This is a genomic window from Pseudomonas sp. NPDC078416 (assembly GCF_050268485.1).
Lineage (GTDB): Bacteria > Pseudomonadota > Gammaproteobacteria > Pseudomonadales > Pseudomonadaceae > Aquipseudomonas.
In genome coordinates this window covers 1-15,488 of the sequence record NZ_JBNNGV010000032.1, presented here as the reverse complement: position 1 = coordinate 15,488, position 15,488 = coordinate 1, and the positions used below count along the sequence as shown (strand labels likewise).

Below are 15,488 nucleotides of genomic sequence, written 5' to 3'. Positions count from 1 at the left end.
CATGAATACAGCCGTGAATGCCAATGTCGTACATGAATCCGAAGCCCAGCGTCAGCACGCACGGGTCAAGATCCCGGCCAAACTGCGACTGCTCAATGGTCAGCCGAACGCTCCGCTGGTGCGTGTCGAAGACCTTTCGGCAGGCGGTCTGAGCTTTGTCGCTCCTGCCAACCTGCGTCCGGGCGTCGGGGAAGTCATCAAGGGCCGTCTGCAGTTCCTGATCGACAACCTCGGTCTGGCCATGGACGTCGACCTGCAAGTGCGCACCATCGACTCGAGCACCGGGCGTGTCGGCTGCCAGTTCCAGAATCTGGAATCCCAGGACATCTCGACCCTGCGTCACCTGATCACTTCGCACCTGTCGGGCGATCTCATCAGCATGGGTGAAGTGCTGGCGACCCTGCAGCGCGACAACTTCACCAAGGCACGCAAATCCAAGGACAGCGGCAGCGGCATGAGCGCGTTCGGTCGCCTGCGCGCCGTGACCTTCAGCGTCGGTATCTTCGCTGTCGGCGTGATTGCGTTCGGCTTCGTTGCCAAGTCGGTCTACGGCATGTACTTCGTCAGCCACTCCACGTCGGGCCTGGTCAGCGTGCCTAGCCTGGATGTCACCATGCCCCGTGAAGGCACCGTGACCAGCCTGGTTACGCCCAACGGCAACGTCGCCAAAGGCGCACCGCTGGCGACCTTCAACACCAGCATGCTGGACATGTTGAAAGGCAACCTGGACCCGGACGAAATGCAGCCGGCCAAAATCGAAGAGCTGTTCGGTCGTCAACTGGCCGGCACCATGACCAGCCCTTGCGATTGCGTCGTGGCCAAGCAACTGGTCGCCGACGGTCAGTACGCCAGCAAAGGTCAAGTGATCTTCCAGATGGTCCCGCGCAACGTGGCCGCCAATGTCGATGCTCGCTTCACCTACCGTCAGTTCGCAGACGTCCAGCCGGGCGCTCGCGTGACCTTCCAGGTCGCTGGCGAAGACGGCGACCACAGCGGCAAGATCGTCAGCGCCACGGCGCTGAGCCCTGCAGACCTGTCTTCCGATATCCGCGTTCAGATCCAGCCTGACGAAGCCATCAACAGCAGCCTGGCAGGTCGCCCGGTTGAAGTGGTGAGCACTCGTGGCCCGTCGCTGAACTGGTTGATCGATAAAGCCACGGCGGCAGGTTTCTAAACATGGCTAGCCCACTACGAAGCTTGTCAGCCCCTACATTGTTGAGCCTGGCGATCGCTATCGGTTTGGGCGGCTGTGCCGGCCTGCCCGATCAGCGCCTGGCCAACGAAGCCCTGAAACGCGGCGACACCGCGCTGGCGGAGCAAAACTATCGGCAACTGGCGGACCTGGGCTATAGCGATGCACAGGTCGGCCTCGCGGATATCCAGGTGGGTACCCGCGACCCGGAGCTGATCAAGCAGGCCGAGGCGACTTACCGTGCCGCAGCCGCCACTTCGCCTCGGGCACAATCGCGCCTGGGCAAGTTGCTGGCGGTCAAGCCGAACTCCACCGAAGCCGAGCAGCGTGAAGCCGAAGGCCTGCTGAAGAAGGCGTTCGCCAATGGCGAAGCCGGCACACTGATCCCGCTGGCGATGCTCTATCTGCAATACCCGCACACGTTCCCGAACGTGAATGCGCAGCAGAAGATCAACGAATGGCGCGCTGGCGGTTATCCGGAAGCGGGTCTGGCCCAGGTGCTGCTGTATCGCACCCAGGGGACCTACGACCAGCATCTGGCAGAAGTAGAAAGCATCTGCAAGCAAGCGCTGCGCACCACTGACGTTTGCTACACCGAGCTGGCAACGGTCTACCAGAAACGCGGCGAAGCCGACAAACAGGCTGCGCTGATCGAGCAGATGCAAAGCGGTTACGCCATGGGCAGCGTGCCTGCCATGCGTGTCGACAGCGTCGCTCGCGTGCTGGGCGATTCGACCCTCGGCAAGCCGGACGAAAAAACCGCGCAATCGCTGCTGGAGAAAGTGGCCCCTGGTTACCCCGCTTCATGGGTCAGCCTGGCGCAGTTGCTGTACGACTTCCCCGAATTGGGTGACGTCAACAAGATGATGGAATACCTGGACAACGGCCGTGCTGCGGATCAACCGCGCGCCGAACTGTTGCTGGGCAAGCTGTATTACGAAGGCAAGCTGGTCTTGCCGGATGCGAAGAAAGCCGAAGAGCACCTGACCAAGGCCGCTGCGACGCAAATCTCCGCGCATTACTACCTGGGTCAGCTGTATCGCCGGGGTTATCTGGGCCATCCAGACCCGCAGAAAGCGGTCGACCAGTTGCTGACCTCCGCACGCGGCGGCCAAAACAGTGCCGACTTCGCCCTCGCGCAGTTGTTCTCGCAAGGCAAGGGTATCAAGCCTGATCCGGTCAACGCATGGGTCTTCGGCCAGCTCGCACTGGCTCAGGGCACACCGCAAGCGACGGATCTTGCGCAACAACTGAACGAACAATTGCCGCCTGAGAAGCGCGCCCAGGCGCAGAGCCTTCTCCAGCGAGAACAGCAGGTCCGTGGCACAACCGCGCAAAACGCGTTGGCCTTGCAGACACTGCAAGAAGAAAAAGACGGCGGGGACGCACCTCTATGAAGCTTAAGTTGAACCCTCTGATGGCGGCCGGATTCGGTCTGGGCTTCTCCCTGATCTGGGCCACGCCGACACTGGCAGCCCTGACCGACACTCAGAATTTCGGCATCGAAGTCAAAGCGACCGGCCAGATGGAAGACGACCGTGACCTCGGCACCCGCAGCGGTGGCGACGTCAACGGTGTCGGTCTGGATCTGCGTCCATGGGCCTATGGCGAGTGGGGCAACTGGAGCGGTTACGCGATGGGCCAGGTCGTCACCGCTACCGACACCATTCAGACCGACCCGCTGGATCAGCAGGTCACTGACGCTAACGGTCAGAGCGCCCAACGTTCACGCAGCACGTCCAACAGTCGCAAAGTGGATGACAGCTACGCGGCCCTGCGCGAATTCTGGATCGGCTACAGCGGTTTCACGCCTTACCCGGGCGAGATCCTGAAAGTCGGTCGTCAGCGCCTGCGCAATGACGATGGTCAATGGCACGACACCAACATCGAAGCGGTGAACTGGACCTTCGACACCACCCTGCTCAAGGCAGAAGTGGGCGCCGCCCAGCGCTTCAGCGAATACCGCACCGACCTGACCGAGCTGTCGGCACAGGACAAGGATCGCTCGCACCTGTATGGCGACGTGGAATACCAGTGGACACCGGGCCAGTGGGCAGGCATTCGCGCGCACCACAGCCATGACGGCGGCAGCCTGAAACAACAGGGCTCAGCCATCGACGACCTGGACAAGACTTCGCGTGGCGACCTGACCTGGCTGGGTCTGCAGGCCAACAGCGACGCGTACAACTACCGCAACCTGAACACCGTCAACTATTGGGGCAGCCTGACCTGGCTGACCGGCGATCGTGACCGCATCGGCACCACTTACGACGCCATTGGCGATCAGTACGTGGCCGGCGAGAAGAACAACGAAAACGTCAACGGCTGGGCAACCGACCTGGGCCTGCGTTTCCGTCTGGACCCGATGTGGCAAGTGGGCGGCGCCTACTCCCGCGCCAGCAAGAACTACGAGCAGAACGGTCTGGAAAGCAACCGCTCGAACTGGACCGGTACCCGCTCGCGCGTGCATCGCTTCGGTGAAGCGTTCCAGGGCGAAATGGCCAACGTAGAGTCGGGCTCGCTGTTCGCGTCCTGGCAGATGCAGGACGAGTACGACGCCTCGCTGATCTACCACAAGTTCCGTCGTGTCGACGGCCACTCGGGCATCGGCGGCGCGGGTATCAACCCTGCCCAGGAAAATGTCGACTCCGATGGCGTCAGCACGTTTGCCTCGTTGCCGCTCGAAGACGGCCGCAAGGACCTGGGTCAGGAAATGGACCTTGTCGTCACCAAGTACTTCAAGCAAGGCCTGCTGCCTGCTGCGGTAAGCCAGTCGTTCGACGAACCGTCGGCGCTGATTCGTCTGCGTGCAGGCGTGTTCAAACCGGGCGATGCGTATCACAGCGGTGTAGACGATTACATGCACCGCGCCATCGTCGACGTCATCTGGCGCTTCTGATGCAAGCCGCGATAGGAGTGCAATGAGATGAACAGTCAAGCAAGCAGATTGCGTCACCGGGCATGGCCCTATGCCCTGCTGGAAAGCGCTGTGCTGAGCAGCGCCTTGCTGCTCGCCAGCACTGCGGCCATGGCCAACAGCCCGTTGCCGGTTCCCGCCCCTGCGGCGCATCCGGCGGATGGCAAGGACTTGGTGGTCAAAGGCCTGCACCAGGCCAAGACCTACACCATCAGCAGCCCGCCCATCGAGCCGCTGTTGATGGACAAACCAAAACTGCCTGACCTTTCGGGTTACACCCAGCAGGCCATGCAGAAGAAGATCGTGCGCAGCAAGCCGGGCAAGGTTGCGATCAAACGCATGATGCAGGAAGACTCGCTGAAGGAATTCATCGGCGGTGACAACAAGATGGCCGAATGGGTGGCCCGTCAGCACGGCATCCCACAGGCGATCTTCATCGAAGACGGCTACATGACGTTGCAGGACCTTGCGAAAAAGGTGCCTAAACAGTACCTGAGCGAAACCTCGCCGGGCGTATTCCTGGCGCGTCTGCCGATCGTTGTCGGCAAGAACGGCATCTTTGAAATCGACAAGAAAACCACCGAGCTGCGCCTGTCTCAGGATGCCGGTGCATTTCTGGTCAACGACAACCTGCTGTTCATGTCCGATACCAAGCTAACCGGCTGGAACGAGAAGGCCAATGGCCCGTCGACGTACAAGGCGCCGAAGGAATTCCGTCCGTTCCTGCTGTCCTGGGGCGGCACCCAGACCTACATGTTCAACACCAAAGTGGCGAGCCTGGGTTACAACAACAGCAAGTCGTACGGCATCAGTATTTCCCAGTACACGCCGAACATGAAGGCGCAGATGAACCGCGCCGAGCCGACCGGCTGGATCGTCAATTCTGACTTCTCGGACATGTGGTACGGGTTCTACTGCTATGAAACCCGCGACTTCGTGGTCAAGGGCAGCACCTACCACGACAACATCATTTACGGCATCGACCCCCATGACCGTTCCCACGGTCTGATCATTGCCGAAAACACGGTGTACGGGACCAAGAAAAAACACGGGATCATCGTCTCCCGTGAGGTGAACGACAGCTTCATCATCAACAACAAAAGCTACGACAACCACCTGTCCGGCATCGTCCTTGACCGTAACAGCGTGAACAACCTGGTGGCGTACAACGAGATCTACCGCAACCACACCGACGGCATCACCTTGTATGAGAGTGCCGACAACCTGCTGTGGGGCAATCGTGTGTTCGCCAACAAGCGTCACGGCATCCGGGTTCGCAACAGCACCAACATCAAGCTGTACGAAAACCTGGCCATCGGTAACGGTTTGATGGGCGTCTACGGCCACATCAAGGACCTCTCGGACACTGACCGCGACATCAAGCTCGACCCGTTCGATGCCGAAGTCTCGCTGATCATGGTCGGCGGCGAACTGACCTCCAACGGTTCAGGCCCGCTGTCCATCGACTCGCCTCTGAGCGTCGAGCTGTACAAGGTTTCGATGCTCGCACCGACCAAAGCCAGCGGGATCAGCTTCAACGGTGTACTGGGCGACCGTCAGGACGAAATCCTCGATCTGCTGGTGCGCCAACAGAAAGCCGTGTTGATCGACCCGGTCGAAAGCCAGAAACAACTCCGGGACTGAGGAAGATATTTCTATGCACGCACATTTGATCAAATTGCTCAGCCTCTCGGGCCTGACCGCTGCACTGTTCGCCGCCAGCAATGGCGCGTATGCAGCGGACACCACTGCCCCGAGCTTCACGGCCGAGCCTTGCTGCAGTCTGTGCCCTGAAGCGCACGACGAAAAAAACTACGTCAGCCGCTACCAGCAGAACTTCACCACGCTGGTTCAGGCCCAGGACGACTGGTTGTTCCGGACCCGTGAAGACCTGCGCACCGAATTCGACACCACGCCTGAAGGCTATCGCCGCATGCAAATGCTGCACGACGCCTTCAAGAGCAAGGGCGTAGAGCTGGTGGTCGTGTATCAACCCACCCGCGGGCTGGTTGATCGCAACAAGCTGTTCCCGGCCGAACGCGACAAGTTCGACTACAACACCGCGCTGCGTAACTACCAGGCCATGCTCGGTCGTTTCGCAAAAATGGGTTACACCGTGCCGGACCTGTCGCCGTTGACCAACGAGCAACAGGCCCACGATTTCTACTTCCGCGGTGACCAGCACTGGACGCCGTATGGCGCTCAGCGCACGGCGAAAATCGTCGCTGATTCCGTGAAGAAGATGCAGGCTTTTGCAGGTGTTCCGCGCCGTGAATTCGAGACCCACTTGTCAGGTCGCATGGGCAAGAAGGGCACTCTTCACAATATGGCCGGTCAATTATGCGGCACGAGCTATGCCATCCAGTACATGGACCAGTTTGAGACAGAACCCAAAGGCGAAGCTGCCGACGGCGACCTGTTCGGTGACTCCGGCAACCCGGAAATCACACTGGTCGGTACCAGTCACAGCGGGAAGAACTACAACTTCTCCGGCTTTTTGCAGGAATACATTGGTGCTGATGTGCTGAACGTCGCCTTCCCGGGCGGCGGCCTTGAAGGTTCGATGCTGCAGTACCTGGGCAGCGAAGACTTCCAGAAACACCCACCGAAGATTCTCATCTGGGAATTCTCGCCGCTTTATCGCCTGGACCAGGAGACCATCTATCGCCAGATGATGTCGCTGCTGGACAACGGCTGTGAAGGCAAACCGGCGGTCATGAGCACCAGCACCACCCTCAAACCAGGGATCAACGAGTTGCTGGTCAACGGCAAAAACGGCATCAAGGATGTGCGCAACGGCAGTAATCAGATTGACATCAAGTTCGCCGACAACTCCGTCAAAACCCTTCAGGCGCGCCTTTGGTACATGAACGGTCGCCACGAAGACTTGAAGATCGAAAAACCTGAAACATCTGAAACCGACGGGCGCTTCTCCTTCGAACTGCGCGATGACAAGGACTGGGCTGACCAGCAATTGCTCGCACTGGAAGTGCAGGGTCCGGAAGCGGGCGCTGCGCCACAGCAAGTCGAAGCGAAAGTATGCAAACGCAACGTGTTCCCGAATGTCGCGCATCAAACCGCGCAAGCCGGGTTATGAGGCTCTTATGCACACTCCAAAACTGATGCTCCCCACCCTTCTGTCGCTGGCGATGATGTCGTCGGCACTGTTCGCCACCGGCGCCAGCGCTGCGTCGACACTCGTGCCGCCGCAGGGTTACTACGAAGGGGTCGAGAAATTCAAGACAGGCCAGGGCAAGTTCAGCTGTGACTCGATGCCCCAGCCATACACCGGTCCGCTGCAGTTCCGCAGCAAATACGAAGGCTCGGACAAGGCCCGCGCCACGTTGAACGTCGCTTCCGAGCAGGCATTCCGTGACGCAACCAAAGACATCACGAACATGGAGCGCGCCACCAGCAAAGTGGTCATGCAGTACATGCGTGACGGTCGTCCGGAGCAGCTCGATTGCGCCCTTAATATGCTGACCACCTGGGCCAAGGCCGATGCGCTGGAGTCCACCGACTTCAACCATACCGGCAAGTCGATGCGCAAATGGGCATTGGGCAGCATGTCGTCCGCCTATCTGCGCCTGAAGTTCTCCGAGTCGCATCCTCTGGCCACCCGCCAGCAGGAAGCCCAGGTCATCGAAGCCTGGTTCAGCAAACTGGCGGATCACGTCGTCAGCGACTGGAACAATCTGCCCCTCGACAAGACCAACAACCACTCGTATTGGGCCGCGTGGTCCGTGATGTCTACGGCAGTGGCGACCAATCGCCAGGACCTGTTCGACTGGGCGGTGAAGGAATTCAAGATCGGCGCCAATCAGGTTGACCCGCAAGGCTTCCTGCCGAACGAGCTCAAGCGCAAACAGCGTGCGCTGGCGTACCACAACTACGCACTTCCGCCGCTGGCCATGATCGCGAGTTTCGCCCAGGCCAACGGTGTCGATCTGCGTCAGGAAAACAACGGCGCCCTCAAGCGTCTGGGTGATCGCGTGCTGGCGGGCGTGAAGAACTCGGGCAGCGAATTCGCCGCCCGCGATGGCGAAAAGCAAGACATGACGGACCTGAAAACCGACATGAAATTCGCCTGGCTGGAACCGTACTGCTCGCTGTATGACTGCGGCCCGGATGTGCTTGAACAGAAACACAAGATGCAACCGTTCAAGAACTTCCGCCTCGGCGGCGACCTGACCCGCACCTATGACCCGACGCATGAAAAGGGTGACAAGGGCGGTTCTTAAAAGCCGCGCCGGAACCTGCCGGCGGATGCAAAACCTGTAGGAGCGCGCTTGCCCGCGAAAGCGATTTTCCAGACGACCTAATTGTGTCGGATGTACTGGCCTCATCGCGGGCAAGCGCGCTCCTACAGAGTCGGCGTCGGTCGTTCGGATTTACGTTTCACCCCTCCATTTTTCATGGGGGGTTTGGGGGGGCTTCGGCCCTTGATGTTGGACAAATGGAGAGATAAAGGATGGTTTTCTCATCCAACGTGTTCCTGTTCCTGTTCTTGCCGGTGTTTCTCGGCTTGTACTACCTGAGCGGGCAACGCTATCGCAACCTGCTGCTGCTGGTCGCCAGCTACGTGTTTTACGCGTGGTGGCGAGTGGACTTCCTGGCGCTGTTCGCAGGTGTGACGCTGTGGAACTACTGGATCGGCCTGCGCGTAGGCGCTGCCGGGGTCAGAACCAAACCGGCACAGCGCTGGCTGCTGCTCGGCGTGGTGGTCGACCTGGGCATTCTTGGCTACTTCAAGTACGCCAACTTCGGCGTGGACAGCATCAACGCAATGATGACGTCGATCGGTCTTGAGCCGTTCATCCTCACCCACGTGTTGCTGCCGATCGGTATCTCGTTCTACATCTTCGAGTCCATCAGCTACATCATCGACGTGTACCGTGGCGACACGCCGGCAACGCGCAATCTCATCGATTTTGCAGCGTTCGTGGCGATCTTCCCGCACCTGATTGCAGGACCGGTACTGCGTTTCCGCGACCTGGTCGATCAGTTCAACAACCGCACGCACACCCTCGACAAGTTCTCCGAAGGCTGCACGCGGTTCATGCAGGGTTTCATCAAGAAGGTCTTTATTGCCGACACGCTGGCGGTGGTCGCCGACCATTGCTTCGCCCTGCAAAACCCGACGACGGGTGACGCCTGGCTGGGCGCGCTGGCGTACACCGCGCAGCTGTACTTCGACTTCTCCGGCTACAGCGACATGGCCATCGGCCTGGGCCTGATGATGGGTTTCCGCTTCATGGAAAACTTCAAACAGCCCTACATCAGCCAGTCGATCACCGAGTTCTGGCGTCGCTGGCACATCAGCCTGTCGACCTGGCTGCGTGACTATCTGTACATCACGCTGGGCGGCAACCGTGGCGGCAAGGTCGCGACCTACCGCAATCTGTTCCTGACCATGCTGCTCGGTGGTCTGTGGCACGGCGCCAACATCACGTACATCGTCTGGGGCGCCTGGCACGGTGTATGGCTGGCGATCGAAAAAGCCATCGGCCTGAACACCGCGCCGCGCACGTTCAACGTTGTTCGCTGGGCCTTCACCTTCCTGCTGGTGGTCATGGGCTGGGTCATCTTCCGCTCGGAAAACCTGCACGTTGCTGCCCGCATGTACGGCGCCATGTTCAGCTTCAGCGATCTGGGTCTGTCGGAGCTCAACCGCGCCAGCCTCACCGGCCTGCAAGTGGCGACCCTGGTCGTGGCGTACATCACCCTCGCCTTCTTCGGCCTGCGTGATTTCTACCGCAACCGCGCCCCGGCCAAGCCGACCGACAAAGCCATGCAGGCCGATGGCCCTGCCGCTTCCGAGCCAGGCCTGATCAAGGCCGTACCGGGCGACAAGCCGGGCAGCATCCATCAACCGGGTTACATCGTCGGTACCGAAGCGCAGGTCCAGCCTGCCTACTGGACCGCCGACTGGTCGCGCTATGCCATGCGCGCCCTGATCTTGCTGGCGTTCGTTGCATCGATCCTGAAACTCTCGGCGGCCAGTTTCTCGCCGTTCCTTTACTTCCAGTTCTGAGGAGCCTGACATGACCCGTTCATTACGTTTCCTCTACATCTTCCTGTTCCTGGCGATTCTGCTGGTGCTGGGCCTGTGGTCGCTGCGCAGCTTCATCGGTTTCTCGACGTCCAAAGAGACCACCGTGCTCAACGGTCACTGGACCAAAGCGGTGGAAACCCACTACGACGAAGCATTCCCGATCAAGCGTCTGGGCACCAACCTCTGGGCGGCGCTGGACTACAAGGTGTTCAACGAAGGTCGTCCGGGTGTGATCCTGGGTAAAGACCAGTGGCTGTACACCGACGAAGAATTCGACGCCGTTGCCAACAGCGAGCAGAACGAAGCCGACAACCTGGCGATCATCCAGGGCGTGCGCGACACATTGAAAAAGCAAGGCACGCAACTGGTTCTGGCGATTATCCCGGCCAAGACCCGTCTGTACCCGGAGCACGTCGGTGACAACAAACCGGCCACGCTGCACACCGATCTGTATCAGCAGTTCCACGCTCAAGTGAATCAGGCCGGCATCCTTGCCCCAGATCTGCTGACGCCGCTGCAAAGCGCCAAGGAGAAGGGCCAGGTGTTCCTGCGCACCGACACTCACTGGACGCCCATGGGCGCGGACATCGTGGCCCAGCAGTTGGGTGACGTGATCAGCAAGCAGGTACCGCTGAACGTTGAACCGCAGAACTTCGTCACCGAAGCCAAGTCGACCGAACCCTACAAGGGCGATCTGACCAACTTCCTGCCGCTGGATCCGCTGTTCAGCAACCTGCTGCCCAAGCCGGACGACCTGCAGCAGCGCAGCACCAACCCGGCTCAGGCTAGCGCCGAAAGCGGTGACGCCCTGTTCGCGGACGACTCGGTCGCAGTCGGTCTGGTCGGCACCAGCTATAGCGCCAACCCCAACTGGAACTTCGCCGGTGCGCTCAAACAGGCCCTGCACGCAGACGTCGTGAATTACGCCGAAGACGGCCATGGCCCGATCCTGCCGATGCTTAAGTATCTGCAGACCGATGCCTTCAAAAGCAGCCCGCCGCAGGTGCTGATCTGGGAATTCCCGGAACGCTACCTGCCGGCTCACAACGACCTGACCGAGTTCGACCCACAGTGGATCGCTGAACTCAAAAAGGCCCGTGACCCCCAACAGAATCTGGCGGACAACGCCAACAACTCCAAGTCGCCCACCCGGGCGCAAAACTGAGAGGACTCTTTGACTATGACTTCGCAGAACCCAATGCCAGTTCGTTCGAGCAAAACCAATCTGCTGAAAACCTGCGTGCTGGCCGCGAGCCTGGGCTTCGTATCCCTTTCCGCATTCGCCGGTGGCGACGCCGCCCTGTATGGCCCGACCGCACCAAAAGGCTCGACCTTCGTGCGTGTTTACAACGCCAGCAGCAGCGAAATCTCCGCCAGCGTCGGCAACACCAGCCTCAACGAAATCGGCCCATTGGCCAGCAGTGATTTCGGCTTCATGCCGCAGGGCGACTACACCGCCAAAGTCGGCAGCCAGTCGCTGCCGGTGAAACTGGCCAGCGATCACTACTACACCATCGTCAACAACACCTCCGGCGCGCCGCAACTGGTTGAAGAGCCGCCGTTCAAGAACAAGCAGAAGTCCCTGGTTCGCGTACAGAACCTGAGCGACAAGGCGCTGACCCTGAAAACCGCCGACGGCAAGACCGACGTGGTCAAGGCTGTGTCTGCCAAGGGCACTGGCGAGCGTGAAATCAACCCGGTCAAAGTCAGCTTCGCGCTGTTTGACGGCGAAAAGAAAGTCGCTGACCTGAAGCCGGTTGCACTGGAGCGTGGTGAAGCCGCCGTTCTCTACGTCACCGGCAGCGGCAGCAGCCTGTCGCCAGTCTGGGTCAAGCGCCCGGCGGGCACTCAGTAACACAGTTGAATCTGGCCGAGAGGCCGCCGGCAGCGCGCGTGGTCACCCCCGCGCTGCCACGGATCAAGCGTTCGGCGTCAGGCACTGCGGAGCAAGCAGACAGCCAGGAGGGCGCCGGGCGATGCAAGACAAAAACCAGAAAGACCGAAAAGACCTACAGCCCATTCGAACGATTTTTGCTTAACGGAGAAACAAAATGATTCCAGTGATCTTGTCAGGTGGCAGCGGTTCCCGACTCTGGCCTCTTTCGCGTAAACAGTTTCCTAAACAGTTCCTGGCACTGACCGGCGAACACACCCTGTTCCAGCAAACCGTGGAGCGCCTGCAATTCGACGGCATGCAGCACCCGGTTGTGGTGTGCAACAAGGATCACCGCTTCATCGTTACCGAGCAGCTCAACGCACTGGGTCTGGAAACTCAGGCCGTGATCATGGAACCGTTTGGCCGCAACACGGCGCCTGCCGTTGCCATCACCGCGATGATGCTGGCCAACGAAGGTCGCGACGAGTTGATGCTGGTGCTGCCAGCCGACCACGTGATCGACGATCAGAAAGCCCTGCAACGCGCATTGGCCCTGGCCACCGTTGCGGCAGAGCGCGGCGAAATGGTGCTGTTCGGCATCCCGGCAACCAAGCCTGAAACCGGCTATGGCTACATCAAGTCCACCGCCGATGCGCTGCTGCCCGAAGGCGTCAGCCGCGTGCAGCAGTTCGTTGAAAAGCCTGATGAGCAGCGGGCCCAGGAGTTCGTCCAGGCCGGCGGTTACTACTGGAACAGCGGTATGTTCCTGTTCCGCGCCAGCCGTTACCTGGAAGAGCTGAAAAAGCACGATCCGGACATCTACGACAACTGCCTGCTGACCCTCGAGCGCAGCAAGCACGAAGGCGACAGCATCTCCCTGGACGAGGCGAGCTTCGCCTGCTGCCCGGACAACTCCATCGACTACGCCGTCATGGAAAAAACCCAGCGCGCCTGCGTCGTTCCGCTTGATGCCGGCTGGAGCGACGTCGGCTGCTGGTCGTCCCTGTGGGACGTGCACGCCAAAGACGAGAACGGCAACGTTGCCAAGGGCGATGTCGTTATTCAGGACAGCCGCAACTGCATGATTCAGGGCAACGGCAAACTGGTGACCGTGATCGGCCTGGACAACATCGTTGTCGTCGAAACCAAAGACGCCATGATGATCGTCCACAAAGACAAGGTTCAGGGCGTCAAGCAACTGGTCAACACGCTGAACGAGCAAGGCCGCAGCGAAACCCAGAACCACCTCGAAGTCTATCGCCCGTGGGGTTCGTACGACTCCGTGGACATGGGCGGCCGTTTCCAGGTCAAGCGCATTTCCGTCAAGCCGGGCGCCAGCCTCTCGCTGCAGATGCACCACCACCGCGCTGAACACTGGATCGTTGTATCGGGTACCGCTCAGGTCACCTGCGACGACAACGTGTTCCTGCTGACCGAGAACCAGTCGACCTATATCCCGATCGCCTCGGTTCACCGCCTGCGCAACCCGGGCAAGATCCCGTTGGAAATCATCGAAGTCCAATCGGGCAGCTATCTGGGCGAAGACGACATCGAACGTTTCGAAGACGTCTACGGCCGCTCCACCCCGGGCATCGAAGCCGGCGTGAAGACCCAGACCATCGCGCGTTAATACCGCTTCACCCAGTAGTACTAGCCCCCGTTAACTTTCTGCGTATTCCCCATCCGCAGAGGGTTTTCGGGGGCTTTTTTATGTGCCGTCATGCCTGAGCGAGCCCGAATCAGATAAACCATCATTAGCTCAATCCCCTCCCCTTTCGGTACGATGCCCGCATCTGCAATCGCGAGATCGACACGATGATTTTCGGCGCCGTACTCCTCTTCACCTGGCTGGTCCTGCTACTGCGTTATCCCTCCAGAGCCCTGCCCGTTTCCCTGGCAGCAGCGGTTGGGTTGGGCATCGTGGCGGCGTTTGTGGTCTGGGAAGACAGCCGCGATGAGCAGCGCCTTGAGCGTCTGCAACTGCGCGTGAACTATGCGCCGCAACAGTGCCCGACGGGTCGCCCTTTGCTGGTGCTGATCGATAACGGCAACAGCGTTTCACTCACCGAACTGCGCTGGAAGATTGCGGCCTACGCGCCGGGCGATACCGTGAATCTGGCGGAAGACACCTACACCGCGCCGCGCTATCGCGGGCCGGGGGACTTGTTGCCCGGTAGTCAGTGGCAAGACTGCTTGCCGATGCCACCGCTGCGCCCGGGTTATCGGCCGCAGACCCTGGAGTTTCGTGCCGAACGTCTGCAAGGCACGTTCTCCGGCTGAGCGCCGCCCTTCTCTTTTTTCAAGGACTGAACCATGTCTGTGGTGTTGATCACCGGTTGTTCCAGCGGCATAGGCCGCGCCATGGCAGATGCGTTCAAAGCGGCAGGCCATGAAGTCTGGACAACCGCCCGCAAGCCGGCCGATGTGCAGGCGCTGACCTCGGCGGGTTTTCGTGCTGTCACCCTGGACGTCAATGACAGCGCAGCGATTGATCGACTGGTCGCCGAGCTTGATCAACACGGCAAAGGGCTCGACGTGCTGATCAACAACGCAGGCTATGGTGGCATTGGCCCGCTGCTGGATGGCGGTGTCGAGGCCATGCGCAGGCAGTTCGAAACCAATGTGTTTTCCGTGGTCGGGGTGACGCGCGCGCTGTTTCCATCGCTGCGCCGCAATAAAGGGTTAGTGGTGAATATCGGCAGCGTTTCGGGCGTGCTGGTGACGCCGTTCGCGGGGGCGTATTGCGCGTCCAAAGCCGCCGTCCATGCCATGACCGACGCACTGCGCATGGAACTGGCGCCCTTCGGGATTCGGGTGATGGAGGTCCAGCCGGGCGCCATCGACACCCAATTCGCAAGAAACGCCAGCCACGAGGCCGAGCAAGTGATTCACCAGGATTCGCCGTGGTGGCCGTGGCGGGAAGGCATCCGCGCGAGGGCCAACGCGTCCCAGGGCAATCCGACACCCGCTGCCGATTTCGCCCGCGACGTGCTCACCGCCGTACAGCGCCGCCATCCACCGCGATTACTGCGATCCGGAAACGGCAGCCGCGCGCTGCCACTCATGGAACGGCTGCTGCCCAAGGCACTGCTGGAATGGATACTGAGCAAGCGCTTCAAGCTGGATAAAAAATACTGACTGCTACCGCCGGCTTCTGTAGGAGCGTGGCTTGTCCCGCGAACTGGCGCGAAGTGGCAGCAACCGCAAGCGCCTCAGTGTTTACTGACGCACCGCATTTGCCGGTCTTACTGTCGCTGCGCAACAGATCGCGGGACAAGCCACGCTCCTACCTCCCCCGGCGCGGCACAAATCTGGCGCATGGCCCAGCTCCAACTGTAGGAGCGCGCTTGCCCGCGAAGGCGTCAGCATGGACGACAGAGATGCGTCGGACGCACCGGCCTCTTCGCGGGCAAGCCGGGCCCTGCTCGACGACCTCACCTTTTTCCAG

12 protein-coding genes are annotated in these 15,488 nt (G+C 60.3%); all 12 read left to right on the top strand.

The window, feature by feature from the left end:
* Position 1 precedes the first annotated feature (1 nt).
* The 12 genes from ACQKEN_RS21625 to ACQKEN_RS21570 all read left to right on the top strand — a co-directional run bounded on the left by ACQKEN_RS21625 (position 2) and on the right by ACQKEN_RS21570 (position 15,178).
* Positions 2–1,174, top strand: a complete 1,173-nt coding sequence (locus ACQKEN_RS21625; RefSeq protein WP_427688617.1) for a PilZ domain-containing protein — start codon at positions 2–4, stop codon at positions 1,172–1,174.
* A gap of 2 nt (positions 1,175–1,176) precedes the next feature.
* Positions 1,177–2,589 (top strand): alginate biosynthesis TPR repeat lipoprotein AlgK, encoded by a 1,413-nt coding sequence (gene algK, locus ACQKEN_RS21620; RefSeq protein WP_427688615.1) that lies wholly within the window; start codon positions 1,177–1,179, stop codon positions 2,587–2,589.
* Positions 2,586–4,091, top strand: coding sequence for an alginate export family protein (locus ACQKEN_RS21615; protein ID WP_427688613.1), 1,506 nt, complete (start codon positions 2,586–2,588; stop codon positions 4,089–4,091). Before algK ends, ACQKEN_RS21615 begins: the two co-directional genes overlap by 4 nt.
* A 27-nt stretch (positions 4,092–4,118) precedes the next feature.
* Positions 4,119–5,753: a mannuronan 5-epimerase AlgG gene (gene algG, locus ACQKEN_RS21610; RefSeq protein WP_427688611.1), complete on the top strand. Its 1,635-nt coding sequence runs from the start codon at positions 4,119–4,121 to the stop codon at positions 5,751–5,753.
* Between the two features lie 13 nt (positions 5,754–5,766).
* The gene (locus tag ACQKEN_RS21605; protein WP_427688609.1) at positions 5,767–7,206 is read left to right on the top strand and encodes an alginate O-acetyltransferase; all 1,440 of its coding nucleotides are present in this window, start codon (positions 5,767–5,769) and stop codon (positions 7,204–7,206) included.
* Between the two features lie 7 nt (positions 7,207–7,213).
* The gene (locus tag ACQKEN_RS21600; RefSeq protein ID WP_427688607.1) at positions 7,214–8,350 is read left to right on the top strand and encodes a mannuronate-specific alginate lyase; all 1,137 of its coding nucleotides are present in this window, start codon (positions 7,214–7,216) and stop codon (positions 8,348–8,350) included.
* Between the two features lie 230 nt (positions 8,351–8,580).
* On the top strand, positions 8,581–10,143 hold the full coding sequence (locus ACQKEN_RS21595; RefSeq protein ID WP_427688605.1) for an MBOAT family O-acyltransferase: 1,563 nt from the start codon (positions 8,581–8,583) through the stop codon (positions 10,141–10,143).
* A 10-nt stretch (positions 10,144–10,153) separates the two neighbouring features.
* Entirely contained in the window at positions 10,154–11,329 is a 1,176-nt protein-coding gene (locus ACQKEN_RS21590) for an alginate O-acetyltransferase (RefSeq protein WP_427688603.1), read from the top strand.
* A gap of 33 nt (positions 11,330–11,362) precedes the next feature.
* Positions 11,363–12,019 carry an alginate O-acetyltransferase AlgF gene (locus tag ACQKEN_RS21585; protein ID WP_427688657.1) on the top strand — a complete coding sequence of 219 codons (657 nt, stop codon included), beginning with the start codon at positions 11,363–11,365 and terminating at the stop codon, positions 12,017–12,019.
* Between the two features lie 196 nt (positions 12,020–12,215).
* Positions 12,216–13,670 (top strand): mannose-1-phosphate guanylyltransferase/mannose-6-phosphate isomerase, encoded by a 1,455-nt coding sequence (locus ACQKEN_RS21580; protein WP_427688602.1) that lies wholly within the window; start codon positions 12,216–12,218, stop codon positions 13,668–13,670.
* 185 nt (positions 13,671–13,855) lie between these two features.
* On the top strand, positions 13,856–14,320 hold the full coding sequence (locus ACQKEN_RS21575; protein WP_427688600.1) for a multidrug transporter: 465 nt from the start codon (positions 13,856–13,858) through the stop codon (positions 14,318–14,320).
* Positions 14,321–14,353: 33 nt separating this feature from the next.
* The gene (locus tag ACQKEN_RS21570) at positions 14,354–15,178 is read left to right on the top strand and encodes an SDR family oxidoreductase (RefSeq protein ID WP_427688598.1); all 825 of its coding nucleotides are present in this window, start codon (positions 14,354–14,356) and stop codon (positions 15,176–15,178) included.
* The last annotated feature ends 310 nt before the right edge of the window (positions 15,179–15,488 follow it).